Genomic DNA, 25,592 nt, shown 5'->3' with positions numbered 1-25,592 from the left:
CGTGAGCATCGATTACAGCCAGAAGATCCCCAACAACGTCAACCTGTCCGACGACCGCGCGCTGCAGCGCGCGCTGGAGCACTGGCAACCAGCCTTCCTCGACTGGTGGCGCGACATGGGGCCCGACGGATCCCACGACTTCCAGGTGTACCTGCGCACCGCGGTGTCGGTCGATCCCTCCGGCTGGGCGCATTTCGACCACGTCAGGATGCCGGACTACCGCTGGGGCATCTTCCTGCAGCCGGCCGACCCCGACCGCCGCATCCACTTCGGCGAACACAAGGGCGAAGCCGCGTGGCAGGAGGTGCCGGGCGAGCATCGCGCCAACCTGCGGCGCATCATCGTGACCCAGGGCGACACCGAGCCCGCCTCGGTCGAGCAGCAGCGCCACCTGGGGCTGACCGCGCCCAGCCTGTACGACCTGCGCAACCTGTTCCAGGTCAACGTCGAAGAAGGCCGCCACCTGTGGGCGATGGTGTACCTGCTGCACCGCTATTTCGGCCGCGACGGCCGCGAGGAGGCCGAGGCGCTGCTGGAGCGCCGCTCGGGCGACCAGGACAACCCGCGCATCCTCGGCGCCTTCAACGAACGCACGCCGGACTGGCTGTCGTTCTTCATGTTCACCTACTTCACCGACCGCGACGGCAAGTTCCAGCTGTGCGCGCTGGCCGAGTCCGGCTTCGATCCACTGGCGCGCACCACGCGCTTTATGCTGACCGAGGAAGCGCACCACATGTTCGTCGGCGAATCGGGCGTGTCGCGCGTGATCCAGCGCACCTGCGAGGTCATGCGCGAGCGCGGCATCGAAGACCCGGCCGAGGTGCGCGCCGCCGGCGTGATCGACCTGCCGACCCTCCAGCGCTACCTGAACTTCCACTACAGCGTCACCATCGACCTGTTCGGCGCCGACCAGTCGTCCAACGCCGCCACGTTCTACAGCGCGGGCCTGAAGGGACGCTTCGAGGAAGGCAAGCGCGCCGACGACCATCTGCTCAAGGGCGAGGTCTACCGCGTGCTCGAAGTGCGCGACGGCCGCCTGGGCGAGCGCGAGGTGCCGATGCTCAACGCGCTCAACGAAGTGCTGCGCGACGATTACATCAAGGACAGCATGGGCGGCGTGGCGCGCTGGAACAAGGTCATCGAGAAGGCCGGCATTGCGTTCCGCCTGAGCGTGCCGCACAAGGCCTTCAACCGCAAGATCGGCACGCTGGCCAACGTCCATGTCTCGCCCGACGGCAGGCTGATATCGGCAGCCGAATGGAAGGCCCACGAGCGCGACTGGCTGGCGACCGACGAAGACCGCGCCTTCGTCGCCTCGCTGATGGGCCGCGTCACCGAGCCCGGCAAGTATGCCAACTGGATTGCCCCGCCGGCGGTGGGCATCAACCGCCAGCCGATGGATTTCGAATACGTGCGCTTCAACTGAAACCGAACCGCCATGGGCGCCCCCGACATCATCAAGCAGCACCTGATCGATCCGGAAATCTGCATTCGCTGCAACACCTGCGAAGACACCTGCCCGATCGACGCCATCACCCATGACGACCGCAATTACGTGGTCCGGGCCGACGTTTGCAACGGCTGCAACGCCTGCCTGTCGCCGTGCCCGACCGGCGCCATCGACAACTGGCGCACCATGCTGCGCGGCCAGGCCTATTCGATCGAGGCGCAGCTGCTGTGGGACGAGCTGCCGGCCGAACTGCCGCTGCCGGAGCTGGACAGCACGGACCAGGCCGCGCCGGCCACCGCCGGCAGCGGCACCACCGCAGCCGACGACGCCGCGATCCAGTCGGTCGAAACCAGCCGCCATACCTCGCCGCGGGCGCCGTGGTCGGCCGCCCATCCCTATGTGAACCTGCACGGCGTGCGCGCCGCCGTGACCGCCACCGTGGCCGGCAACTACCGGCTCACCGCCGCGGACGCGTCCAGCGATATCCACCATATCGTGCTGGATCTCGGCACCCACTTCTTCCCGATCCTGGAAGGCCAGTCGATCGGCATCGTGCCACCCGGCACCGATGCCGCCGGCAAGCCGCACTACATCCGCATGTATTCGGTCGCCAGCCCGCGCGACGGCGAGCGCCCGGGCTATAACAACCTGGCGCTGACGGTGAAGCGGGTCGAGCAGGACCACGACGGCAAGCCGGTGCGCGGCGTCGCGTCCAACTACTTGTGCGACCTGGCCAAGGGCGACACGGTGCAGGTGGTGGGCCCGTTCGGCTCGACCTTCCTGATGCCCAACCACAGCGAGGCCAGCGTGATGATGATCTGCACCGGCACCGGGTCGGCACCGATGCGCGCCATGACCGAGCGCATGCGCCGCAACCTGGCGCAATTCAGCGGGCGCCGGCTGCTGTTCTTCGGCGCGCGCAATGCGGCCGAACTGCCCTACTTCGGCCCGCTGCTGAAGCTGCCCAGGGACTTCCTCGACATCCACTTCGCCTTCTCGCGCGACCCGGCCACGCCGCGCCGCTATGTCCAGGACGCGATCCGCGAGGCGGCGGACAGCGTTGCCGCGCTGCTTGGCGACGCCAACGGCCATGTCTATATCTGCGGCCTGAAAGGCATGGAGGAAGGCGTGCTGGCCGCATTTGAAACGGTCTGCGCCGGCGCGGGTCTTAACTGGAAGGCGCTGGAAACCACCATGAAGGCCGAAGGACGGCTGCATATCGAAACCTACTAGCCGCGTCCACGCGAAACCGGCGCGCCGCGTCATAGGCTCGAATCGTTGAGCAGCCCCTTCCCTTCCGAAATTCATCGCCTATAATCTTTCTGAAGAAACAGGAGCAAAGGCGATGCAATCGAGGCGGATTCCGGAAACCGATCCCGCCGGCGGCCCCGACCCCGGCACCACGCTGACCAAGGCGGTCATGCGCGCCGCCGGCTTCCTGGGCATCAGCCAGGCCATGGTGGCAAGCGTGCTGGGCATCAGCACGGCCTCGGTCTCGCGCATGGCGTCCGGCGGCTATGTGCTCGACGCGCATCGCAAGGAGTGGGAGTTCGGCGTCTTGTTCGTGCGCCTGTTCCGCTCGCTCGACGCCATCCTGGGCCATGGCGACCAGGCCCGGCTTTGGCTTACCCATGACAACCTCGCGCTGGGCGGCAAGCCGCTCGAGCTGATCCGCACCACCGAAGGTCTGGTCCGTGTCGTTCACTACCTGGACGCCACCCGCGGTCGCATCTGAGCGCCGGCAGTTCGCGCTCACGCTGTGGCGGGCGGTGGAAGCCCAGCATGTGGTCTCGACCATGCCGCTGGTCGACAGCCTGGAGGAACAGGCGGTCCTCGAAGCCGTGCTGGATGCCGGCAAGCCCGCCGTGCCGGTCGAGGCACGCCACCTGCACTATCTGCTGTTCACCCCGTTCCGCTATCCGCCTTCGCCCTGGGGCTCGCGCTTCCGCGCGAGCCAGGATCCGGGCGTGTTCTATGGCGCTAACGAGATCCGCACCGCCTGTGCCGAGCTCGGCTACTGGCGCTGGCGCTTCCTCAACGACAGCCCCGCGCTGCCCCGCATCGACGCGCGCGCGCAGACGCTGTTCGAAGTGCGTGTCGAGACCTCCGGCGTGGCGCTGGACCAGCCGCCGTTCGACCGGGACCGCGCCGCCTGGACCGACCCGGACAACCACGAACCCTGCCAGGCCTTCGGCCGCATCGCCCGCGAAGCCGGCCTCGGCATGATCCGCTATACCTCGGTGCGCGATCCGCTGCATGGTCCGTGCGGCGCGGTGCTGACGCCGCGCGCGTTCTCGCACCCGACGCCTCTGGCCACCACCACCTGGATGCTGACCGTGCGCCGCGACCGCGTGATGTGGCAGCGCGACGACCTGCAGCAGCGCGACAGCTTCGAGTTCGAGGCGGCGCTGTGGCAGCGCACAAGCGAAACCCCCGAGGCCGGCTGAACCTCTGCCCCGCCGCGGCGATCTAATCGTTATGGCACGGGGCAATACGCGTCGCTGACAGGTTTTGTTAAACAGGTGTTGCATTGCGCAACCGGATGCCATATAATCTTTTCTTCGACGGACGCGGGGTGGAGCAGTTGGCAGCTCGTCGGGCTCATAACCCGAAGGTCGCAGGTTCAAGTCCTGCCCCCGCAACCAACCGCACAGATGCATGTCTGTGACGCCGTCAAAGCAGACAAACCCGCCATCGGCGGGTTTTTTGTTTTTGTGCCGCCGCGCGGGGTCTCGGCACTGGCCGTGACGGTATCCGGCCCATGGTGCACCACCGCTCCTACGGCCCGCCGGCGCCCTTCGCGAGGGTGATACACTTTCGCCATTCTCCCGGACGCCCCTCATGAAATTCTGCTCGAACTGTGGTCATGCGGTCGTGTTGCGCGTGCCTGACGGCGACAACCGCCCGCGCAGTGTTTGCGACAACTGCGGCACCATCCACTACGTCAATCCCCGCAACGTTGTCGGCACGATCCCGGTCTGGGAAGACAAGATCCTGCTGTGCAAGCGCGCGATCGAGCCCCGCTACGGCTTCTGGACCCTGCCGGCGGGCTTCATGGAGATCGGCGAGACCACCGCCCAGGCGGCCTCGCGCGAAACGCTGGAAGAAGCCGGCGCGCGCGTGCAGGTGGGCGAGCTGTTCTCGATCCTGAACGTGCCGCATGTGCACCAGGTGCATCTGTTCTACCTCGCCACGCTGGACGACCTCGACATCGCGCCCGGCGAGGAAAGCCTGGAAGTGAAGCTGGTGGCAGAGGCCGATGTGCCCTGGGATGAACTGGCCTTCCCCACCGTGATCCACACCCTGCGCTGCTTCTTTGCCGACCGCGCCGCCGGCCGGCTGCAGGACGGCAGCTTCCGGCTGCACAGCCTGGACATCGACAAGCCCATGCGCCCGCTGACCAGCCGGGCCACGGTCACCCCCTGAGCGGCGGGCCCGCCGCGCACCGCCTTCCGGCGCAGCCCGCATGATCGCCTGGCTGGACCCGCAAGATCCGTTTCCCCCGGTCGAGCACGCGCTCGGGCCCGATTCCGAGGCCCCCGGCCTGCTTGCGGCCAGCCGTGAGCTGTCGCCGCAACGGCTGCTGCTGGCGTATCGCCAGGGCATCTTCCCGTGGTATTCGAGCGGCCAGCCGGTGCTGTGGTGGAGCACCGATCCGCGCATGGTGCTGCCGCCGCCGGCGCTGCGGGTGTCGGCCAACCTGCGCAAGACGCTGCGGCGCGTGCTGCGCGATACCGACTGGGAAGTCCGCGTCGACCACGATTTCCTGGCCGTGATGCGCGCCTGCGCGACCACGCCGCGCGAGGGCCAGGACGGCACCTGGATCACCGACGCCATCATCGCGGCGTACGGCACCCTGCACCGCAATGGCCTGGCCCACTCGGTCGAGAGCTGGTACCGCGGCCAGCGCGTCGGCGGCCTCTACGGCGTGGCGCTGGGGCGGATGTTCTTTGGCGAATCCATGTTTGCGCACCGCACCGACGCGTCCAAGATCGCGCTGGCGGCCCTGTGCGCGTTCCTCGGCAACCACGGCGTGGCGATGATAGACTGCCAGCAGGAAACCGACCACCTGGCCTCGCTGGGTGCGCGCCCCATCCCCCGCGCCGAATTCGTGGCCCATGTGCGCGCGGCAACGGCACAGCCGGCGATCAGTCCGTGGCGGTTCGACAAATCGGTGCTGGAGCGCTGGGCCGGGACACCCGCCGCGCCGGCAGGCTGAATCCCGGCACGGTTGCCGACGCTGACATTGCGGACCACCGTGCAAACCGCGCCGTCCCGCCCGGAGCCCCCTGAGTCATGAGCAAGCTGAAGGAACTACCGCTGTCCGCGCTGCAGTTCTATGCCACGGCGCCCTACGCTTGCAGCTATCTCGACGGCCGCATGGCGCGCTCACAGGTGGCCACGCCGGCGCACCTGATCAATGCCGACGTCTATTCGCGCCTGGTGCGCGCGGGCTTCCGCCGCAGCGGCATCTTTACCTACCGGCCGTATTGCGACGATTGCCACGCCTGCACGCCATGCCGCGTGCTGGTCGACCAGTTCACGCCGGACCGCTCGCAGCGCCGCGCGTGGAACCGCCACCAGCACCTGCAGGCGCTGGTGGCGCCGCTGACCTACGTCGAAGAACACTATTCCCTTTACCTGCTGTACCAGTCGCTGCGCCATGCCGGCGGCGGCATGGACCAGGACAGCCGCGACCAGTACGAGCAGTTCCTGCTGCAGAGCCGCGTCAACTCGCGCCTGGTTGAATTCCGCGACCCACCCGGCTCGCCCGAGGCCGGCCGGCTGCGCATGGTCAGCATGATCGACGTGCTCGACGACGGGCTGTCGTCGGTCTACACCTTCTACGACCCGCTCGAGCACAACGCCAGCTACGGCACCTACAACATCCTGTGGCAGATCCGCCAGACCCATGCGCTGGGCCTGCCGCACCTCTACCTTGGCTACTGGATCGCCGACAGCCGCAAGATGGCGTACAAGGCGCGCTTCCGGCCGCTGCAGGTGCTGACCGGCAACCACTGGCATGCGTTCGAGGACGTCGCCGCCGAGGCCGAGAAAGCCGCGGCGCCGGTTCCGCCCCCGACGCAGCCTTAGCCCGGCCAGCCCGCGGGCCGCCGCCGCGGCCGCCCTCGCGGGCGGGCCAGCCGCTACAATGCCGCCCTGGTCCCGACTTCCGCGCCGCCCCGCCGGCCGCCTGCCCACGTGCTCAACGCGCTCTACCCCCTGTTTCGCCCCGCCCTGTTCTCGATGGATGCCGAGGACGCCCACCATTTCACGCTGAAGAACCTGCTGCGCGCCCATCGCATGGGCCTGGGAGGCTGCATCGGCAACCGCATCGCCGACGATCCGCGCACGGTCATGGGGGTGCGCTTTCCCAACCCGGTCGGGCTGGCCGCGGGGCTGGACAAGGACGGCGCCTATATCGACGGCCTCGCCGCGCTCGGTTTCGGCTTTATCGAGGTGGGCACGGTCACGCCGCGCGCGCAGCCGGGCAACCCGCGCCCGCGCATGTTCCGGCTGCCGCAGGCGGATGCGCTGATCAACCGCATGGGCTTCAACAACGGCGGCGTCGATGCCTTCGTCGCCAATGTGCAGGCGTCGCGCTGGAAGGCCGAGGGCGGCGTGCTGGGGCTGAATATCGGCAAGAACGCCGATACCCCGATCGAGCGCGCCAACGACGACTACCTGTACTGCCTGGAGCGCGTCTATCCGCACGCCAGCTATGTGACGGTCAATATCTCGTCGCCCAACACCAAGAACCTGCGCCAGCTGCAGGGCGCGAGCGAGCTCGACAGCCTGCTGTCGACGCTGAAGGCCGCGCAGCAGCGCCTGGCCGACCAGCACAAGCGCTATGTACCGCTGGCGCTGAAAATCGCGCCGGATCTCGACGCCGACCAGATCGGCAATATCGGTGACGCGCTGGTGCGCCACAAGATCGATGGCGTGATCGCCACCAACACCACCATCTCGCGCGAGGCGGTCAAGGGCCTCCCGCATGCCGACGAAGCCGGCGGGCTGTCGGGGCGTCCGGTGTTCGAAGCCTCGACCCGCGTGGTGCGTGCGCTGCACGGCGTGGTCGGCGACGCGGTGCCAATCATCGGCGTGGGCGGCATCTTTGGCGGCGCCGACGCGCGCGCCAAGACCGACGCCGGCGCCAGCCTGGTGCAGGTCTACAGCGGCCTGATCTATCGCGGCCCGGCGCTGGTGCGCGAGTGCGCCGCGGCGCTGCGCGGCTGAGCCCGGCGGGGCCGGCCAAAGGCCCCCAGCCCACCCGCCGATGCGCCACCGCACCGCCCGGGTCGAGGAAAACCTCCACGCCCTGGCGGTGCGCAATTGCATGAAGATGAGGCCGCCGCAATCAGGGTAATCCACAAGCAAACCCCGGTTCCCGCGCAATTAAATGCGCCTCGATGGCGGATAGCGGGCGTCTGACAGCATCGGATGCCCCACTTCCGCATGATGACTGTCCATTTCGTGCGCGGGAAGTGGTATCCTCGCAGGCTTATCGCTGTCGCATCCGCCGCGTCCGCGCACGCTCCCTCCCGCCGCAGGAAGCCGCCGCGCCCGCCCGGACCGGCATCGTGCGCCAGCCGGTGCACGGTCCAGGACGGCGGACCGAACCATCCGCGGCCGTATCCAATCCAGAACCGAGTTTCGGGGGAGCACACATAATGAAGTCCACCAAGGGTCTCGCAGCATCCAAAACCATCCTGGGCGGCGCCGTGGCGCTGGCACTGCTGTACGGCGGCGCCGTGCAGGCCCAGACCGTCAAGGTGCTGTCGATCGTCGACCATCCCGCGCTGGACGCCATCCGCGACGGCGTGCGCGCAGAGCTGAAGGCGGCCGGCTATGACGCCGACAAGAGCCTGAAGTGGGAATACCAGAGCGCCCAGGGCAACACCGGCACCGCCGCGCAGATCGCCCGCAAGTTCGTCGGCGACAACCCCAACGCCATCGTCGCCATCGCCACGCCGTCGGCGCAGGCCGTGGTCGCCGCCACCAAGACCGTGCCGGTGGTGTACTCGGGCGTGACCGATCCGGTCGCCGCGCAGCTGGTCAAGAGCTGGTCGGCGTCGGGCACCAACGTCACCGGCGTGTCGGACAAGCTGCCGCTGGACAAGCAGGTGGCCCTGATCAAGCGCGTGGTGCCCAAGGCCAAGACCGTGGGCATGGTCTACAACCCGGGTGAAGCCAACTCGGTGGTAGTCGTCAAGGAACTGAGCGCGCTGCTGGCCAAGGAAGGCCTGACGCTGAAGGAAGCCGCCGCGCCGCGCACCGTCGACATCGGCCCGGCCGCCAAGAGCCTGATCGGCAAGGTCGACGTGATCTACACCAACACCGACAACAACGTGGTGTCGGCCTACGAGGCGCTGGTCAAGGTCGCCAACGAGTCGAAGATCCCGCTGGTCGCGGCCGATACCGACAGCGTCAAGCGCGGCGCCGTGGCGGCATTGGGCGTCAACTACGGCGACCTGGGCCACCAGACCGGCAAGGTGGTGGTGCGCATCCTGAAGGGCGAGAAGCCGGGCGCGATCGCCTCGCAGACCAGCGACAACCTGGAACTGTTCGTCAACACCGGCGCGGCCGCCAAGCAAGGCGTGACGCTGTCGCCGGAGCTGGTCAAGGAAGCCAAGACGGTCATCAAGTAAGCACAGCCACGCCCTGCCATGCCGCCGCCGCAAGGCGGCGGATGCGCCGGCCAGGCCTACCCGGCCGGCCGGACATAACAGGGCGAGGCGGCTGGCGGCCCCATCCGGGCAGGCCGGCCGACCCGCCCCGAAACCGGCGCCGGGCAGACGCCGGACCCCGCAACAGGATTCCCCCATGTCCCTCTTTTCCCTTCTGGGCGCCCTGGAGATCGGCCTGATCTTCAGCCTGGTGGCGCTCGGGGTGCTGATTTCCTTCCGCATCCTCAACTTTCCCGACCTGACCGTTGACGGCAGCTTCCCGCTGGGCGGCGCCGTGGCCGCGACGCTGATCGCCGCTGGCCAGGACCCGTTCCTGGCGACCGTGGTGGCCATCGCCGCCGGCGCGCTGGCCGGCTGGATCACCGGCTGGCTCAATGTGCGCCTCAAGATCATGGACCTGCTCGCCAGTATCCTGATGATGATCGCGCTGTACTCGATCAACCTGCGCATCATGGGCCGCCCCAACGTGCCGCTGATCACCGAGCCCACGCTGTTCACCGTGCTGCAGCCGGAGTGGCTGCCCGACTACGTGCTGCGCCCGCTGGTGTTGTTCGTGGTGGTGGTGGTGGCCAAGGTCGGCCTGGACTGGTTCTTCAGCTCGCAGCTGGGCCTGGCGATGCGCGCCACCGGCGCCAACCCGCGCATGGCGCGCGCGCAGGGCATCGCCACCGGCCGCGCCACGCTGGCCGGCATGGCGCTGTCCAATGCACTGGTGGCGCTGGCCGGCGCGCTGTTCGCGCAAACCCAGGGCGGCTCGGATATCTCGATGGGCATCGGCACCATCGTGATCGGCCTGGCCGCGGTGATCATCGGCGAGACCATCCTGCCGGCACGCCGGCTGATCTGGACCACGCTGGCGGTGGTGCTGGGCGCCATCCTGTACCGTTTCTTCATCGCGCTGGCGCTGAACAGCGACTTCATCGGCCTCAAGGCGCAGGATCTGAACCTTGTCACCGCCGCGCTGGTGACGATCGCGCTGGTGCTGCCGGCGACGCGCAAGAAGCTGTTTGCCCGCAAGAACGGAGGTGCCTGAGATGCTGCGCGCACAAGACCTGAAGCTCACCTTCAACCCGGGCACCCCGATCGAGACCCGCGCGCTGCGCGGCCTCAGCCTGGAAATCCCGAGCGGCCAGTTCGTGGCCGTGATCGGTTCCAACGGCGCCGGCAAGTCGACCTTCCTGAATGCGATCAGCGGCGACCAGATGGTCGACGCCGGGCGCATTACCATCGATGACACCGACGTCACGCGCAAGCCCGCCTGGGACCGCGCCCACCTGGTGGCACGCGTATTCCAGGACCCCATGGCCGGCACCTGCGAAGCACTGACGATCGAGGAGAACATGGCGCTGGCGATGGCCCGTGGCAGCCGCCGCGGCTTCCGCCCGGCGCTGAACCGCGCCTCGCGCGAGCTGTTCCGCGAAAAGCTGCGCCTGCTCAACCTGGGCCTGGAAAACCGCCTGACCGACCGCATCGGCCTGCTCTCCGGCGGCCAGCGCCAGGCGGTCAGCCTGCTGATGGCCTCGCTGCAGCCGTCGCGCATCCTGCTGCTGGACGAGCACACCGCCGCGCTCGACCCCAAGACCGCCGCGTTCGTGCTGGAACTGACCGCGCGCATCGTCGAGGAAAGCAAGCTGACGACGATGATGGTGACGCACAGCATGCGCCAGGCGCTCGACTACGGCCAGCGCACGGTGATGCTGCACCAGGGCCAGGTGGTGCTGGATGTCTCGGGCGACAAGCGCAAGGGGCTCGATGTGCCGGACCTGCTCAAGATGTTCGAGCAGACGCGGCATGAGCAGCTGGATGACGATGCGCTGTTGCTGGGGTGACAGCGCTGGCAAGAAAAACGGGGAGCTTCGGCTCCCTGTTTTTTTGCACGTTGGCGCTTGCGCGTCCGGATGTTGGCGATGATCAGTCGATCGTGATACGCCGCTGCTTGATCACCCCCGCCCACCGCGTGCTTTCCTTCTGGATGGCTGCCGCCAGCTGCTGCGGCGTGCCGCCCGCCGCTTCCATCCCCAGCGTCGCCAGCTTCTCCTTCAGCGCGGCATCGGCCAGCACCGCGTCGGCATGCTGGCTTAGCTTGCGCACGATATCGGGCGGCGTACCCGCCGGCACCATCAACGCATACCACGACACCGCCTCGAACTTCGGGAAGCCCTGCTCGGCGATCGTCGGCACCTCGGGCAGCACCGTCGAGCGTTTGGCGCTGGCCATGCCCAAGGCGCGCAGCTTGCCCGCCTTGATATAGGGCAGCGCCGCCGACAGCTGCGCAAACATCATGGTCACCTGCCCGCCGACCACATCGGTCATGGCCGGGCTCACGCCCTTGTACGGCACATGGTTCAGCCTGACGCCGGCATCGAGCTGCAGCAGCTCGCCGGCCAGATGCGCCTGGCTGCCGGCGCCCGGCGAGGCGAAGCTCAGCTCGCCCGGCTTCTGCGCGGCCAGCTTGAGCAGTTCCGCCAGCGATCGCGCAGGCGTGGCCGCGTTGACCACCAGCACATTCTCGGCGGTGGCGAGCATCGCCACCGGCGCCAGGTCGGACGGCTTGTAGGGCAGGTTGGGCATCAGCGTGGGATTCACCGCGATATTGCCGACCGGCACCAGCGCGACGGTGTAGCCGTCCGGCGCGGCCTTGGCCACCATATCGACACCGATGGTGCCGGCCGCGCCGGCCTTGTTCTCGACCAGCACGCTCTGGCCGGTGGCCTTGGACAGGCCTTCCCCGACCGCACGCGCCAGCACGTCGGCCGGGCCGCCCGCGGCAAACGGCACAATCAGGCGCACCGGCTTTGCCGGATAGGCTGGCGGCTGGGCATGGGCCGGGCCCGCACCGAGCCATGTTGCGCAGGCCGCCGCGCCGGCGAGCAAGCCATGCACGGCAAGGCGCCGGATATCACGATGCACGAAAGGCTTTACAGCGGCGAATACAGCAACATTCACAGCGGATTTCATGACAGTTCCCCCAATTGGCAGTGACCAGGCGATGGTTCCCCGGCCGCGGCATCGGTCAGTGCAAAGCCCGCGCGGTCGGCTTCATCCGCCATCGCGGGCAGGCAGGCATAGTCGGCGGGCTGCACCGCGATGAAGCGCGCCAGCTCCAGCGACGCCAGCAGCGCGGTGCCGGCGGCATCCTCATGCATGCCCAGCAAGGCCGCGCGCACACGAGCACACTGCCGCGGATCGGCATCCGCCGATGCGACCAGCACCGGGATCGGTGCCGGCAGCGTCAGCGCCAGCGTCTTCAGTTGCGCGGCAAGCGCCGGGTCGTAGCGGCGCAGCAGGTCCATCACATAGCTGTCGACGACACCAACCTCGGCATCGCCGGCAAGCACCGCTTCGATGACCTCGCGCGGCGTTGGCGTCGCCATGGCCGCGGGCCGGTACAGCGCCTGCGTACCCGCCGGGGCCAGCCGCATCAGGTAATGGCGCGGCGCGTTATAGCCCGAGTTCGACTCAGGCAACATGCATGCCAGTCGCCCGCCGAAGGTCTGCGCCAGCGACTGCGCCGGCGCATCGGCGCGCACGATGAACTCGGTGAAATAGACCGGCCTGCCGTCGTAGCGCGCCTGCGCCGGAATCGGCGCGGCCAGCAACTGCGGCGTGACCGGCGCGCTCGCATACGGATAGCCGCACATGAACACGCAGCCGCAGTCGGGCCGCGCCCACAGCGCGCTGACCGGCGCGGGCGCGGCATGCTCGACATACGGCAACGCCACGCCGGCGCGCTCGGACACGCGTGCCAGCAGCGTGCGCCAGGCTGCTTCGGCCGGCGGCGTCACCGCGTACATGCGGGCATTGGCGATCATGCGTACACCAGCTTGTGGCCCAGCCCGCGCTCGCCGGCCTTCTTCAGGATCGCATGTCCCAGTGCGATATCGCTCAGCGACAGGCCGCGGTGCCAGAACAGGTTGGTCTCTTCGTCGCTCTGTCGGCCTGGCTTGCGCCCGGCGGCGATCTCGCCGAGTTCGCCGTAGAGCGTCCGTTCCGACAGCTTGCCCGCTTCGACATGCGCGCGCAGCGCGCCGAACATGCCGCCCTTGCACTGCCCCCAGTCGTCCACCACCATCCGCGTCATGATGTCGGTCAGCGACAGCTCGACCGCGCTCATGGTGCCGTAGGGCACGACGAAGGCCCCGGGCTTGATCCATTCGGTCTTGAGCATCGGCGTCGGACGCTCCAGCCGCGAGGCCTCGACCACGATATCGGCGCCGCGCACGCACGACTCCCAGTCCTCCGTCACCACGATCTTCTTGCCGAGATCGCGCTCCAGCCGCGCGGCAAAGGCATTGCGGCTTTCCGGTCGGCGCGAGTGCACGCGGATCTCGTCGAAGTCATAGAGGCTGTTTAGCAGGCGCACGTTCCAGTACGAGGTGCCGCGCGCGCCGATATGGCCCAGCACCTTGCTGTCGCGGCGCGCCAGGTGCCTGGCGCCGAGCGCGGTCAGCGCGCCGGTGCGGGCATCGGTGATAAAGGTCGCGTCGATCATTGCCACCGGCATGCCGGTGCGGGGATCGAACAGGTTCAGCATGGCCATTTCCGACGGCAGGCCGAGCTTGTAGTTGTCGACGAAATCGCCGACCACCTTGACCCCGGCCAGCCCCAGCGGCGCCACGTAGCCGCGCAGCACGTTGAAGTGGCCGTTGAAGGCAGGGTCCGGCATCAGGTGCACGCGCGGCTCGATCACGGTCTGGCCGTTGCCTTGTGCGACCAGTGCCTGTTCCACCGCGGCGATAATTTCGGCATCGGTCATTTCCAGCCGCGCGATGTCCCGGCCGTTGAGGTAGGTGAGATGAATATCAGCCATACGGTCCCCGCTCTCCAGATCAGTGTGTGTGAAATCTCGATGGGTCCAGTGTAGGTATGGCGCCATTGACTGTCATATGCTTATATGTCCGCCTGCCTTAACATCAAGTTAATGCCATGAAAATGAATCTGCGCCAGATCGAAGTGTTCCGCGCGGTGATGCTGACCGGCTCGATCAGCGGCGCGTCGAAGCTGCTTTATGTGTCGCAACCGGCGATCAGCCGGCTGATGTCGCACACCGAACAGCGGCTCGGCCTCGAGCTGTTTCGCCGCACCAAGGGGCGGCTCTTCCCCACGCCGGAGGCGCGGCGGCTGCTGGGCGAAGTCAATGCGGTCTATGAAGGGATCGAGCGCGTCAACGAGATCGCCGAGGACCTCGCCGCCAACCGCACCGGCAGCCTGCGCATCACCTGCAGCCCCAACCTGGGGCAGACCGTGCTGCCGCGCGCGATCGCCAGCTTCCGCGCCGCTCACCCGGCGGTGCGCGTGGTGGTGCGCACGCAGATTCCGGGCAACATGCTGCGCGCGCTGCTATCGGGACAGGTCGACCTGGCGGTATCGAACATGCCGCTGGTGCATCCCAACCTCGAGGCGCGGCTGCTGGTGAAGAACGAGATCGTTGCGCTGGTGCCGGTGGGACACCGGTTGGCGACGCGCAAATGGGTGCGTCCCGCCGACCTGATCGGCGAAGACCTGATCGGCTATGGCCCGGAAGTGCCGTTCGCGCTGCTGGTGCACGAGATGTTCGGCAACGATGGCGACCAGCCCGACATGCGGGTGCAGGTAGAGCAGGCCCACGTGGCGCGTGCGTTGGCGCAGGCCGGCGCCGGCATCGCGCTGGTCGACGCCATGACGGTATTCGGCGCGAACTGGCCCAATATCGTCGCCGTGCCGATCCGCACCAAAGTCAATGCCCCGGTGCAGATCTTCCATGTGCAGACCGAGCCGCTGTCGCGGCTGTCGCTGGAATTCGTCGAAACGCTGACGGGGATGATGAAGCGCTAGGCCACGGCGGCGATGGAAAAAAGGGCCGCGGCCAAGCGTGAAGGACTCAGGCCATCGCCGCCTTGTCCAGCCACCGCGCCAGCTGGTCGGTGACCGCCGTGCTGGAAAACGAGCAGCTGTCCTGCGCGAACACCGCCGCCATCTCCAGCCGGCGCAGCAGTTCTTCCATGGCCTGGCCGTAGACCGGCGGCAAGGCCAGCGCGCTGCCGGCGTCGCGCCATTCGCGCACCAGGTCTTGCGCGGGCTTTGCGCCGGCCACGTGCTGGTCCAGCGCGGCGCGCATGCGCGCCAGCGCTTCCGAATTCTCAGCGCTCATGAACGCGCCCTCCTTTCCTTGTAGAGTTCGCGGAACGTGCGGCCCGAGGGCGCCGGCATGTCGCGTGTTTCGGTCCAGCCCTTGCCCGCCAGCGGCAGGCTGGCAATGAGTCCGTTGCTGCCGCCCATGCGGCCCAGCAGCCAGGCGCCGATGCGTGCAGTCAGCGCATAGAGTTCGGGCCGCTTCGCCACGTAGCCCCAGGCCTTCAGCGCAAAGCGCTCCTGCCACGGCCGCAGGCCACGTTCCATCTGCTTTTCGCGCAGCTTGCGCAGCAGGTCGGACAACGGGATCGACGCCGGGCAGACGCGATTGCATTCGCCGCACATGGTGGCCGCCTGCGGCAGGTCGACGGTGTTGGCCAGCCCGACGTAGCTGGGCGTCAGCACGCTGCCCATCGGGCCGGGATAGACCCAGCCATAAGCATGGCCGCCGATCTTCTGGTACACCGGGCAGTGGTTCATGCAGGCGCCGCAGCGAATGCAGCGCAGCATCTCCTGGAAGTCGCCGCCGATCAGTCCGCTGCGGCCTCCGTCGACCAGTACGAAATACATATGCTCGGGACCGTCGCGCTCGCCCTCGGCGCGCGGCCCGGTCAGCAGCGAAAAGTAGTTGGAAATCGCCTGGCCGGTGGCCGAGCGCGGCAGCAGCCGCATCACCGTGGCCAGGTCTTCCAGCGTCGGCAGCACCTTTTCGATGCCGGTCACCGCCACGTGCACGCGCGGCATCACCGTGCACATGCCTTCATTGCCCTCGTTGGTGACCACTGCCACCGAGCCGGTCTCCGCGATGATGAAGTTGCCGCCGGTGACGCCCATGTCGGCGCTGAGGAATTCCGGGCGCAGCACTTCGCGCGCTTCGCGCGTCATTTCCGGGATCTCGGTCAGGCGCGGCTTGTGGTGGACCTTCGCAAACAGGTCGGCGATCTCGTCCTTGTCCTTGTGCACCACCGGCGCAATGATGTGCGACGGCGGCTCCGAGTCGTTGATCTGCAGGATGTACTCGCCCAGGTCGGTCTCGATGCTCTGTACGCCCATCTCGCCCAGCACCTGGTTCAGGCGCATTTCCTCGGTCACCATCGACTTGCTCTTGATGACCTTCTTGACGCCGTGCTTCTGCGCGATCTCCGCGACCAGTCGCGCGGCATCGGCGGTGGTTTCGGCAAACAGCACGGTGGCGCCGCGGCGAGTGGCGTTCTCTTCGAACGTGGCCAGCCAGACGTCGAGGTTTTCCAGCGCGCGGTTGCGGCGCTCTTTCAGGGCCTCGCGCGTGGCATCGAAATCGATATCGCGGATCGCATCGGCGCGCGCCGTGACGAACTTGGTCGAAAGCTTCTTCAGGTTCTGCTGCAGGCGCTGGTCGGCCAGCTTCTGCCCGGCGCGCGCCTTGAATTCCATGCTGTGGACTTGCATCGTGGCGAATTCCTGATGGTGTCGTCGCGGTCAGGCGTCGCCTGCCAGCACCTGAGCGATATGCAGCACGCGGGTGCGGCTGTCGCCGGTGCGGCGCAGGCGGCCTTCGATATTGAGCATGCAGCCCAGGTCGCCCAGCACCACGGCATCGGCGCCGGTGGCCTGGATGTTGGCGCACTTCTCGTCGACGATGGCCGTGGAGATATTGCCGTACTTGACCGAGAAGGTGCCGCCGAAACCGCAGCAGGCCTCGCAGTCCTTCATCTCGGTCAGCTGCACGCCGGGCAGGCGCGACAGCAAGGCGCGCGGCTGCTGCTTGACTCCGAGTTCACGCAGACCGGAACAGGAATCGTGGTAGGTGACCTGGCCCGAGAAGGTCGACGGCAGGGTCTCGATCCGGGCCACGTTGGCGAGGAAGTCGGTCAGCTCGAACACGCGTTCGCGCAGGCGCTCGTAGCGGCCATTCAGTTCCGGATCGTCGCGCAACAGATCGGCGTAGTGGTGGCGGATCATGCCGCCGCAACTCCCCGACGGCACCACGATGTAGTCGAACATCTCGAACTCGCGCAGGAATTTCTCGGCCAGGTCGCGCGACACCGCACGCTCCCCCGAGTTGTAGGCCGGCTGGCCGCAGCAGGTCTGCGCCTCGGGCACCATGACCTCGTAGCCAGCGGCTTCCAGCAGCTTGAGCACCGAAAAACCGATCTCCGGGCGCATCAGGTCCACCAGGCAGGTGTGGAACAGACCGACTCGCATTGTTGACTTCTCCCAGACCCTGAAACCCCGCAATTATGCGCGTTCGGCGCCGCGGGTGGCGCACAAAGCGTTCATCGGCGCGATGAATGCGGTGCCATGCACGACACCCAGGGCAACGACATCACGGCCGCTTTCTTACCGTAATGTCATTTCACCTATTGAAATTTTCACGATGCGAGATAGAATCAGGCAGACGCTTAAAAATGCCGCAAGGCAACATTTCTACTTTTCCAACCATGTCCGACGCAGACAAGTCACCCGGCAAGACGTCCATCCAGGTCATCGAGCGCATGATGACCCTGCTGGACGCCCTCGCCCAGCACGCCGATCCGGTCAGCCTGAAAGAGCTGTCGCTCGCCACCGGCCTGCATCCTTCCACCGCGCACCGCATCCTCAACGACATGGTCGCCTGCCGCTTCGTCGACCGCTCCGATCCCGGCAGCTACCGGCTCGGCATGCGGCTGCTGGAGCTGGGCAACCTGGTCAAGGCGCGCCTGTCGGTGCGCGACGCGGCGCTGGCGCCGATGCGCGCACTGCACCGTGTCACCGGCCAGACCGTCAACCTGTCGGTGCGCCAGGGCGACGAGATCGTCTATATCGAGCGCGCGTACAGCGAGCGCTCCGGCATGCAGGTGGTGCGCGCCATCGGCGGCCGCGCCCCGCTGCACCTGACCTCGGTGGGCAAGCTGTTCCTGGCGGCCGACGAGTCGGCGCGCGTGCGCAACTACGCCACCCGCACCGGGCTGGCCGGTCATACCCGCACCTCGATCACCGACCTGGCCAAGCTGGAACGCGAACTCAACTGGGTCCGCACCAACGGCTACGCCCGCGACAACGAAGAGCTGGAACTGGGGGTGCGCTGCATCGCCGCCGGCATCTATGACGACTCGCGCCGGCTGGTGGCCGGCCTGTCGCTGTCGGCGCCGGCAGACCGGCTGCAGGACAGCTGGCTGCAGAACCTGAAGGACACCGCCCTGCAGATCTCGCGCGGCATGGGCTACGTGACCGAAGCCGCCGCCTGAGGCCCATCCGGCCCTTCACCGCCTACGCGCGGGCTGCCAGCAAGGCAGTCCGCGCGTTTTGCTTTGGAGGAACGGCGGATCTTGATCAAAGGGTTTACCCTTTGTTTTCAGATAACCAGCAAACCTTATAATCGACGGTCATGCGAACCCGCACCGTCACCCTTACCGAACAGGTCACGCGCCAGCTGCGCGCCGAAATAGAAAGCGGCGCCTACCCGGTTGGCAGCCGCCTGCCGACCGGCCGGCAACTCGCCGAGCAATACGGCGTCAGCGCCGCCGTGATCCGTGAAGTCACCGAGCACCTGCGTTCGCAGGGCTTTGTCGAGTCGCGCCAGGGCGTCGGCTGCACGGTGCGCTCGCGCACCGGCGCAGCCGGTTTTCAGCTGCCACGCGATCCCGAACTCGACGCCGGCGAGCTGGCCGACCTGTACGACCTGCGCATCGACCTGGAAGGCGCCGCCGCGGCGCTGGCCGCGGTGCGCCGCACCGACGACGACGTGGCCGCTCTGACCGCGCTGCTGCAGCGCTTGCAGGCCCGGCTCTATGACCCGCAGCCGGCTGCCGATCTCGACGCGGCTTTCCATATCGGCATCGCCGCCGCTACGCACAACCCGTACTACCGCCAGCTGCTGCAGTACCTGAACCTGCAGCTGCACCAGGCCGTCGCCACCGCGCGCGCCAATACGCTGCGCCAGCCCGGCCTGTCCGAGACCGTGCATGCCGAACACGAGGCCATCGTCGCGGCCATCCGCCGCGGCGATGCCGGCGCGGCGCGCGCGGCCGCGGTGGCGCACCTGCAAAGCGCCGCGCGCCGCCTGGGGCTGTCGCTACGCGCGCGCGACGACGCAGCGATGGCGCCTGGCGCCCCCAGCCCCGCATCCCTTTCCTGAGACGACACCACCATCATGCAAAACGGATCCTTTGCCCAGCGGCTCACCGAAGCCCTCGGCCCCGACACCGCGCTGACCCACCCCGACGACATCGCGCCGTGGCTGTCGGACTGGCGCGGCATCTACCGCGGCCAGGCCCAGGCCGTGCTGCGGCCCCGTACCGTCGACGAAGTGTCGCGCGCGCTGGCGCTGTGCCAGCAAGCCGCGGTGCCGGTGGTGCCGCGCGGCGGCAATACCGGCCTGTGCGGCGGCGCCACGCCCGACGCGCGCGCGCAGAACGTGGTGCTGAGCCTGGACCGCATGAACGCGGTGCGCTCGCTCGACACCATCGCCAATACCATGGTGGCCGAGGCCGGCTGCATCCTGGGCAACCTGCGCCGCGCGGCCCAGGACGCCAACCGCTTGCTGCCACTGTCGCTGGCCGCCGAGGACTCGTGCCAGATCGGCGGCAACCTGGCTACCAATGCCGGCGGCGTCAACGTGGTGCGCTACGGCATGACGCGCGAACTGGTGCTGGGGGTCGAGGCCGTGCTGCCCAACGGCGAGGTCTTCCACGGGCTGCGCACGCTGCGCAAGGACAATACCGGCTACGACCTGAAGCAACTGCTGATTGGCTCCGAAGGCACGCTCGGCGTGATCACCGCGGCGGCGCTGCGCCTGTTCCCGCGCACCGATACGCGCAGCGTGGTGCTGGCGGCGGTGGCATCGCCCGCGCAGTCGCTGGCGCTCTATGAACTGCTGTTCGAGCAATGCGGCGCACGCCTGCAGGCCTTCGAGTTCTTTACCGGCGCTTGCCTGGACCTGGTGCTCGCGCATGCGGAAGGCGTGCAGGAACCGTTCGCGCAGCGCTACCCCGCCTACGTGCTGGTGGAACTGGCCGATACTACCGATGAAGCCGCGCTGAACGCGCTGCTGGAACGCGTCATCGGCGAGGCGCTGGAGCGCGAGCTGTGCCTCGATGCCGCGGTCTCCTCTTCCCTGGCGCAACTGCAGGCACTGTGGAAGCTGCGCGAGGAAATCTCCGAAGCGCAGCGCGCCGACGGCCCGCACCTCAAGCACGACGTATCGCTGCCGATCGAGCAGATCCCCGCCTTCATGGCATCGATGGAGGCACGGCTGCACGCACTCGATGCCGCGATCCGGCCCTTCGTGTTCGGACACTTCGGCGACGGCAACCTGCACTACAACCTGTCGCGTCCGGCCGGCGCCGCCAAAGACTGGGCGGCCACGCAAGGCGATGCCGTGACCGATGCGGTGCTGGACGAGGTGATGCGCTACGGCGGCAGCATCAGCGCCGAGCATGGCATCGGCCAGCTCAAGCGCCATGCCTTCCTGGCGGTGAAGGATCCGCTGGAATTGCGGCTGATGCGAGAGATTAAGTCGGTGTTCGACCCGGCCGGGATCATGAACCCCGGCAAGCTGCTCTGACCGCTGACGCACCAAAGCAAAACGCGCCGCAATGCGGCGCGTTTTTTCCGGTCAGGCGTGCGGGCTCAGATACCGCGCGATTGCTGCGAGGCCAGCACCGCGTGGGCGCTGCCCGGACCCTGCGTCAGGTTCGGCGACGACGGGAAGCCGCGTTGCGGCGACGACGGCGAATGCTCGAGCCAGTCCTTGACCCGGTTGGCATCGGCAAAGCGCGACAGCTTGCCGGCCGAATCCAGGAACACCATCACCACGTTGCGCCCGTGCACACGGGCCTGCATCACCAGGCACTGGCCGGCCTCGGAGATAAAGCCGGTCTTCTGCAGGCCGATCTCCCAGTTGCCGCCGCGCACCAGGCGGTTGGTGCTGACGTAATGCTGGGTGCGGCCCAGCACGTTGACTTCATGCTCGGTCTGGGTCGAGTACTCGCGGATGGTCGGGTTGCGGTAGGCGGCATTGACCATGCGCACGAGGTCGGTCGCGCTCGACACGTTGCTGCTCGACAGGCCGCTGGAATCGACGAAATGGCTGTCGTTCATGCCGAGCTCGCGCGCCTTGCGGTTCATCGCCTGCACAAAGGCCGGCAGGCCGCCCGGGTAGTGGCGGCCCAGCGCCGAAGCAGCGCGGTTCTCGGACGACATCAGCGCCAGCAGCAGCAGTTCCTGGCGCGTCAGCTGCGTGCCAAAGCGCAGGCGCGAGCTGCTGTGCTTCTCGGTGTCGCGGTCTTCCTCGGTGATGGTCAGCACCTCGTCCATCGGCAGGCGCGAGTCCATCACCACCAGCGCGGTCATCAGCTTGGTGATCGATGCAATCGGCAGCACGGCGCCGGCGTTTTTCTGGAACAGCACTTCGTTGGTGTTCTGGTCCATCACCAGAGCGACGCTCGAGCGCAAGGCCAGGGCATCGTCGGTGTCGCGCAGGCCCATGGCTTCGCCCAGCGAGGGCTTGGACGGCGTAAACGCCGCCCGCACCGGGGCGGCCCGCTGCGCCACCACGACGTGGCGCTTGCCCTTCTTCAACACCACCACCTTGCGCGAGGATCCCTCATCGCCCTTGGCAGCCTTGGCGACCTTGGTGACCTTGGCATTGCGAGCGCTTTTGGCAACTGGCTTGGCAGCACTCTTTTTGTCGGTTTTAGCGGAAGTAGCCTGCTTTTTGCTTGTTTTTTGCGTAGATGAGGCCTTGGTGGCCGCTTCGGCCACGGGCACCGCGACCATCGACACCGACACCAGTACCGCGGCGGCGACGGCGGACAAGGGTGTGGAGCCGAAGAATCTGGAAAAAATGGAATCAGACCGGAACATGATTCGTTCAGCGCATAGGAATGGCGCTAGTGTAGGAAAGAAAGAAATTGTTAGCAAGATTAAAGACTTACAGACGCTCCTTAAAGTTCGATTCACATACATTTCCACATAGTGGAAAAAGTACGTAATGCGTCACGTCCGCTATCGAACTTCTGCGCGCTCGACCCAAGCGCAGTCCGGCTCACCCTTGCTACCCCTTTGCAGCGACGAAGCCAATACGAAAAGTCTCTTGTAATATCGGCGCCCATCGTTACATGTTGAAACAAATTTCACTATGAAAGAAAACGCGCAAACCCACTGACCGGCTCCCGTTCCGTGGTGAGGCGGTTTGCGACGGCCTCCGGATCGGCAAAACCCAGCGACATGCCGCACACCACCATTTCTTCCGGCGGCAGCCGCAGGTGGCTGGCGATGATCTTGTGGAACTGCGTAAACGCCGCCTGCGGGCAGGTATCGAGCCCGCGTGCGCGGGCGGCGACCATGACGCTTTGCAGGAACATGCCGTAGTCCAGCCAACTGCCCTGCTCCATGATGCGGTCGATGGTAAAGATGATGCCCACCGGCGCATCGAAGAAACGGAAGTTGCGCGCATGCTGTTCGTGCATGCGCGCCTTGTCCTCGCGGCTGATCTCGAGCAGCCCGTACAGGTCCCAGCCGACCTTGCGCCGCCGCGACAGATACGGATCGGCCCATTCGCGCGGATAGTAGGGGTACTCCTCGCGGTACTTGCTGTCGCGCTCGGGATCTTCATAGGCGGCCAGCACGTCGGCGCACAGCTTCGCCTTGGCCTCGCCCGACAGCACATAGACGCGCCACGGCTGCGTATTGGTGCCGGACGGCGCGCGGCTGGCCACCGCCAGGATTTCTTCCACGGTGCTGCGCGGCACGGGCGTATCGAGAAAGGCCCGCACCGAACGCCGCGTCAGGATTGCGCGATCCACGCAGTCCACGGCTTCCTGCGAGCCCAGTTGCTTCTCGTGGGACATCTTGTTCATCTCCTGTTGCCCCGCCCTATTCCCGTGCGCCCGTCACCGCGCCCGCCGCCACCAACGGCAGCAGCGCTTCGCGCAACGCGCCCGGCAACGGTACCGGCCGGCGCGTAGCGCGATCGACATAGACGTGGATGAAATGCCCTTGCGCGGCAGCGACCTCGTTGTCGCCGCTGAACAGGCCGACCTCATAGCGCACGCTCGACGTGCCCAGCCTGGCTACGCGTAAACCCGCTACCACGGTCTCGGGAAAGCTCAGCGACGAGAAGTAGTTGCACTGCGTCTCGATCACCAGCCCGATGGTGTCGCCCGACGTGACATCGAGCACGCCCTGCCGGATCAGGTAGGTATTCACCACGGTGTCAAAATAACTGTAGTAGACAACGTTGTTAACGTGGCCATAGACATCGTTGTCCATCCAACGCGTGGTGATCGGCTGGAAGTACGGATAGGCACTGCGCGATTCGGCTTGCGGTTTCATGGGGCGAGAGAGGGACAGGACGCGAGGCAGTACGAAATGCGAATATTTTGAACCAGCGGCCCACGCGATACGAACGCGCAGCCGCTAGCGACGGATGACAAGCGCGACACCCAGCGCGGCCAGCACCATGCCGGCGGCAGCCAGCGGCGGGAAGCGCTCGCCGAACAGCAGCCAGGCCATCACCGCCGTGGTAGGCGGGGTCAGGTACATCAGGCTGGACACCTTGGTGGCCGCACCCTGGCGGATCAGCAGGAACAGCAGCGAGATCGCGCCGATCGACAAGGCCACCACCGACCATGCCAGCGCGCCGAGCATCGCGGCGGTCCACTGCACCTCCCGCGTCTCGAACAGGAACATGAACGGCACGCACGCAAGCGCCGCCGCGGCGAACTGGATCACCGAACCCATGCGCAGGTCGAACACCGGGCAGAAATGCCGCTGGTAGACCGTGCCCACGGTGATGCTGAACAAGGCGCCGGCGGCCAGCGCGAGGCTGGCCGGCGTCAAGCCGCTGGTACCCAGCTTGTTCGCCACCACCAGCGCCACGCCCGCAAGGCCCAGCAGCAGGCCCAGCCACTGGCGTGTGCCGATGCGCTCGCCCATGCGCGTGGCAATCAGCGCGGTCAGGATCGGCTGCATGCCGACGATCAACGCCGACACGCCCGCCGGCATGCCGAGCTTGATCGCCGCCCAGACGCCGCCGAGGTATCCCGCCTGCAGCAGCAGGCCGGCCACGGCGATATGCCCTACCGCGCGCCAGTCGATCGCGGTCGACCCCGCCACGCGCGGCAGCGGCACGCGGGCCAGCAATACGAACGGCACCATCAACACCAGCACGCCGGCAAAGCGCAGGAACAGGAACGTCATCGGCTCCGCATACGGCATGCCGTATTTGGCGACGATAAAGCCGGTGCTCCAGATCAGCACGAACAGCCACGGCATCGATGCCACCCACAGCGTGGCGCGCGGGCTGGCCGCGCCGCCGCGGCCCGACTCGATCATCTCGCTCATGATGCAAGCCGCGCGGCAAGTTGCGCGTACCGGGCGTGATACTGCGCGGCAAGCCGCACCGTCTGCGCATGGACCGCGACGGTGTCCTCGATCTGGTTGCCATAGCCGCCGGCCATGGTCACCGCCACCGGCAGGCGGCGGGCGTGCGCGGCGTCGAACACGAGGCGGTCGCGCCGTGCCAGGCCAGCCATGGTCAGTTTCAACCGCCCGAGCCGGTCGCCCTCGTGCGGGTCCGCGCCGGCCAGGTAAATCAGCAGGTCCGGCTCGAAGCGCCGGAACAGCGTGTCCAGCGCGGCCTGCAGCGCCTGCGCGTAAGCCTCGTCGTCGCAGCCATCCGGCAGGCCGACGTCGAGATCGCTGGCTTCCTTGCGGAACGGGTAGTTCTTCTCGCCGTGCAGCGACAGCGTGAATACCGACGGGTCGCCGTGCAGGATCGATGCGGTGCCGTTGCCCTGATGCACGTCGAGGTCGACCACCGCCACGCGGCGCACCGCGCCGTCGCGCTGCAGCACGCGCGCGGCGATCGCGGCATCGTTGAAGACGCAGAAGCCGCCGCCCTTGTCGGCGTACGCGTGGTGCGTGCCGCCCGCCAGGTTCACGGCTATGCCTTCACGCAGCGCACTGCGGCAGGCCTCGATGGTCGCGCCCGCCGAACGGCGCGAGCGCTCCACCATCGCTTCGGACCAGGGAAAGCCGATCTCGCGCTGGCGCGCCGCGTCGAGCGTGCCGGCCGAGGCCGCCACTACATATTCCGTCGTGTGGGCCAGCAGCAGCGCATCGTCTCCGGCACGCGGCGCCTCGGACAGGCGCAGCCCCGGCACCTGCACCGACACCGCGTCGCGCAGCATGCTGTACTTGCGCATGGGGAAGCGATGTCCGGGCGGCAATGGCAGCACGAAGTGGTCGGCGTAGAAAGCGAGCATGGCAAGAGGCCTGGGCGATCCTGATTTTGTTGGTGTTCCGGCCTCGGCCGGCCGTACCGGCGCGGGCAGCCTGGCATGGTAGCACCCCTGTCCGGGCAGTGCCCGCGGGGGCAG

Annotated in this window: 26 protein-coding genes and 1 tRNA gene; 16 read left to right on the top strand and 11 right to left on the bottom strand. The window is 67.4% G+C overall.

All coding sequences use genetic code 11. The features are described 5' to 3' along the window. Position 1: 1 nt before the first annotated feature. The 12 genes from boxB (at position 2) to ACEI37_RS17650 (ending at position 10,967) form a co-directional block, all read left to right on the top strand. Positions 2–1,426: a benzoyl-CoA 2,3-epoxidase subunit BoxB gene (gene boxB / locus ACEI37_RS17705; RefSeq protein WP_373379979.1), complete on the top strand. Its 1,425-nt coding sequence runs from the start codon at positions 2–4 to the stop codon at positions 1,424–1,426. A gap of 12 nt (positions 1,427–1,438) precedes the next feature. Then, positions 1,439–2,683, top strand: coding sequence for a benzoyl-CoA 2,3-epoxidase subunit BoxA (gene boxA / locus ACEI37_RS17700; protein WP_373379978.1), 1,245 nt, complete (start codon positions 1,439–1,441; stop codon positions 2,681–2,683). A gap of 112 nt (positions 2,684–2,795) precedes the next feature. Further along, positions 2,796–3,185, top strand: coding sequence for an MbcA/ParS/Xre antitoxin family protein (locus tag ACEI37_RS17695; RefSeq protein ID WP_018004354.1), 390 nt, complete (start codon positions 2,796–2,798; stop codon positions 3,183–3,185). Next, entirely contained in the window at positions 3,145–3,897 is a 753-nt protein-coding gene (locus ACEI37_RS17690; protein WP_373379977.1) for an RES family NAD+ phosphorylase, read from the top strand. The genes ACEI37_RS17695 and ACEI37_RS17690 overlap by 41 nt, the downstream gene beginning before the upstream one ends. Positions 3,898–4,019: 122 nt before the next feature. Beyond that, positions 4,020–4,095: transfer RNA gene (locus ACEI37_RS17685), tRNA-Met, on the top strand. 196 nt (positions 4,096–4,291) lie between these two features. Continuing rightward, entirely contained in the window at positions 4,292–4,876 is a 585-nt protein-coding gene (locus ACEI37_RS17680; protein ID WP_062798246.1) for an NUDIX hydrolase, read from the top strand. A 40-nt stretch (positions 4,877–4,916) separates the two neighbouring features. Then, entirely contained in the window at positions 4,917–5,669 is a 753-nt protein-coding gene (gene aat, locus ACEI37_RS17675; RefSeq protein WP_373379976.1) for a leucyl/phenylalanyl-tRNA--protein transferase, read from the top strand. A 77-nt stretch (positions 5,670–5,746) separates the two neighbouring features. Further along, positions 5,747–6,544: an arginyltransferase gene (locus ACEI37_RS17670; protein WP_373379975.1), complete on the top strand. Its 798-nt coding sequence runs from the start codon at positions 5,747–5,749 to the stop codon at positions 6,542–6,544. A gap of 108 nt (positions 6,545–6,652) precedes the next feature. Beyond that, on the top strand, positions 6,653–7,687 hold the full coding sequence (locus tag ACEI37_RS17665; RefSeq protein ID WP_373379974.1) for a quinone-dependent dihydroorotate dehydrogenase: 1,035 nt from the start codon (positions 6,653–6,655) through the stop codon (positions 7,685–7,687). 434 nt (positions 7,688–8,121) lie between these two features. Beyond that, positions 8,122–9,099: an ABC transporter substrate-binding protein gene (locus ACEI37_RS17660; RefSeq protein ID WP_373379973.1), complete on the top strand. Its 978-nt coding sequence runs from the start codon at positions 8,122–8,124 to the stop codon at positions 9,097–9,099. Positions 9,100–9,274: 175 nt separating this feature from the next. After that, positions 9,275–10,171: an ABC transporter permease gene (locus tag ACEI37_RS17655; RefSeq protein ID WP_115706673.1), complete on the top strand. Its 897-nt coding sequence runs from the start codon at positions 9,275–9,277 to the stop codon at positions 10,169–10,171. Position 10,172: 1 nt separating this feature from the next. Next, entirely contained in the window at positions 10,173–10,967 is a 795-nt protein-coding gene (locus ACEI37_RS17650) for an ABC transporter ATP-binding protein (RefSeq protein WP_062798235.1), read from the top strand. A gap of 82 nt (positions 10,968–11,049) precedes the next feature. On the opposite strand, the gene ACEI37_RS17645 is transcribed toward ACEI37_RS17650, so the two are convergent. The 3 genes from ACEI37_RS17645 to ACEI37_RS17635 are packed head-to-tail and all read right to left on the bottom strand — an operon-like array spanning position 11,050 to position 13,948. Beyond that, positions 11,050–12,096 carry a tripartite tricarboxylate transporter substrate binding protein gene (locus ACEI37_RS17645; protein WP_373379972.1) on the bottom strand — a complete coding sequence of 349 codons (1,047 nt, stop codon included), beginning with the start codon at positions 12,094–12,096 and terminating at the stop codon, positions 11,050–11,052. Next, positions 12,093–12,950, bottom strand: a complete 858-nt coding sequence (locus tag ACEI37_RS17640; protein ID WP_373379971.1) for a phosphate/phosphite/phosphonate ABC transporter substrate-binding protein — start codon at positions 12,948–12,950, stop codon at positions 12,093–12,095. The genes ACEI37_RS17645 and ACEI37_RS17640 overlap by 4 nt, the downstream gene beginning before the upstream one ends. Continuing rightward, positions 12,947–13,948, bottom strand: coding sequence for an ornithine cyclodeaminase family protein (locus tag ACEI37_RS17635; RefSeq protein ID WP_373379970.1), 1,002 nt, complete (start codon positions 13,946–13,948; stop codon positions 12,947–12,949). The genes ACEI37_RS17640 and ACEI37_RS17635 overlap by 4 nt, the downstream gene beginning before the upstream one ends. Before the next feature lie 116 nt (positions 13,949–14,064). On the opposite strand from ACEI37_RS17635, the gene ACEI37_RS17630 reads away from it, so the two are divergent. After that, positions 14,065–14,952, top strand: a complete 888-nt coding sequence (locus ACEI37_RS17630) for a LysR substrate-binding domain-containing protein (RefSeq protein WP_373379969.1) — start codon at positions 14,065–14,067, stop codon at positions 14,950–14,952. 46 nt (positions 14,953–14,998) lie between these two features. Here ACEI37_RS17630 and ACEI37_RS17625 read toward each other — a convergent pair whose 3' ends face one another. The 3 genes from ACEI37_RS17625 to ACEI37_RS17615 are packed head-to-tail and all read right to left on the bottom strand — an operon-like array spanning position 14,999 to position 17,433. Then, positions 14,999–15,268, bottom strand: a complete 270-nt coding sequence (locus ACEI37_RS17625; RefSeq protein WP_373379968.1) for a hypothetical protein — start codon at positions 15,266–15,268, stop codon at positions 14,999–15,001. Further along, positions 15,265–16,677 carry a LutB/LldF family L-lactate oxidation iron-sulfur protein gene (locus tag ACEI37_RS17620; RefSeq protein WP_373379967.1) on the bottom strand — a complete coding sequence of 471 codons (1,413 nt, stop codon included), beginning with the start codon at positions 16,675–16,677 and terminating at the stop codon, positions 15,265–15,267. The genes ACEI37_RS17625 and ACEI37_RS17620 overlap by 4 nt, the downstream gene beginning before the upstream one ends. A gap of 30 nt (positions 16,678–16,707) precedes the next feature. Next, positions 16,708–17,433 (bottom strand): (Fe-S)-binding protein, encoded by a 726-nt coding sequence (locus ACEI37_RS17615; protein ID WP_373379966.1) that lies wholly within the window; start codon positions 17,431–17,433, stop codon positions 16,708–16,710. A 236-nt stretch (positions 17,434–17,669) separates the two neighbouring features. On the opposite strand from ACEI37_RS17615, the gene ACEI37_RS17610 reads away from it, so the two are divergent. From ACEI37_RS17610 to ACEI37_RS17600, 3 genes are all read left to right on the top strand, one after another. Then, positions 17,670–18,455 carry an IclR family transcriptional regulator gene (locus tag ACEI37_RS17610; RefSeq protein WP_012352591.1) on the top strand — a complete coding sequence of 262 codons (786 nt, stop codon included), beginning with the start codon at positions 17,670–17,672 and terminating at the stop codon, positions 18,453–18,455. Between the two features lie 140 nt (positions 18,456–18,595). After that, positions 18,596–19,345 carry a FadR/GntR family transcriptional regulator gene (locus ACEI37_RS17605; RefSeq protein WP_373379965.1) on the top strand — a complete coding sequence of 250 codons (750 nt, stop codon included), beginning with the start codon at positions 18,596–18,598 and terminating at the stop codon, positions 19,343–19,345. A 15-nt stretch (positions 19,346–19,360) separates the two neighbouring features. Continuing rightward, entirely contained in the window at positions 19,361–20,773 is a 1,413-nt protein-coding gene (locus tag ACEI37_RS17600; protein ID WP_373379964.1) for an FAD-binding oxidoreductase, read from the top strand. Positions 20,774–20,838: 65 nt separating this feature from the next. Here ACEI37_RS17600 and pbpG read toward each other — a convergent pair whose 3' ends face one another. The 5 genes from pbpG to ACEI37_RS17575 all read right to left on the bottom strand — a co-directional run bounded on the left by pbpG (position 20,839) and on the right by ACEI37_RS17575 (position 25,478). Then, the gene (gene pbpG / locus ACEI37_RS17595) at positions 20,839–22,074 is read right to left on the bottom strand and encodes a D-alanyl-D-alanine endopeptidase (RefSeq protein ID WP_373379963.1); all 1,236 of its coding nucleotides are present in this window, start codon (positions 22,072–22,074) and stop codon (positions 20,839–20,841) included. A 272-nt stretch (positions 22,075–22,346) separates the two neighbouring features. Then, positions 22,347–23,069: a nitroreductase gene (locus ACEI37_RS17590; RefSeq protein ID WP_373379962.1), complete on the bottom strand. Its 723-nt coding sequence runs from the start codon at positions 23,067–23,069 to the stop codon at positions 22,347–22,349. A 16-nt stretch (positions 23,070–23,085) separates the two neighbouring features. Continuing rightward, on the bottom strand, positions 23,086–23,544 hold the full coding sequence (locus tag ACEI37_RS17585; RefSeq protein WP_373379961.1) for an acyl-CoA thioesterase: 459 nt from the start codon (positions 23,542–23,544) through the stop codon (positions 23,086–23,088). A gap of 84 nt (positions 23,545–23,628) precedes the next feature. Continuing rightward, on the bottom strand, positions 23,629–24,555 hold the full coding sequence (locus ACEI37_RS17580; RefSeq protein WP_373379960.1) for a DMT family transporter: 927 nt from the start codon (positions 24,553–24,555) through the stop codon (positions 23,629–23,631). Then, positions 24,552–25,478 carry a histone deacetylase gene (locus ACEI37_RS17575; RefSeq protein ID WP_373379959.1) on the bottom strand — a complete coding sequence of 309 codons (927 nt, stop codon included), beginning with the start codon at positions 25,476–25,478 and terminating at the stop codon, positions 24,552–24,554. Before ACEI37_RS17575 ends, ACEI37_RS17580 begins: the two co-directional genes overlap by 4 nt. Positions 25,479–25,592 lie beyond the last annotated feature (114 nt).

Source organism: Cupriavidus nantongensis (genome assembly GCF_041726985.1).
In the GTDB taxonomy this organism is placed as follows: domain Bacteria; phylum Pseudomonadota; class Gammaproteobacteria; order Burkholderiales; family Burkholderiaceae; genus Cupriavidus; species Cupriavidus nantongensis_A.
The sequence above is the reverse complement of the archived record's forward strand: the minus strand, read 5'-3'. Positions and strand labels throughout refer to the sequence as shown.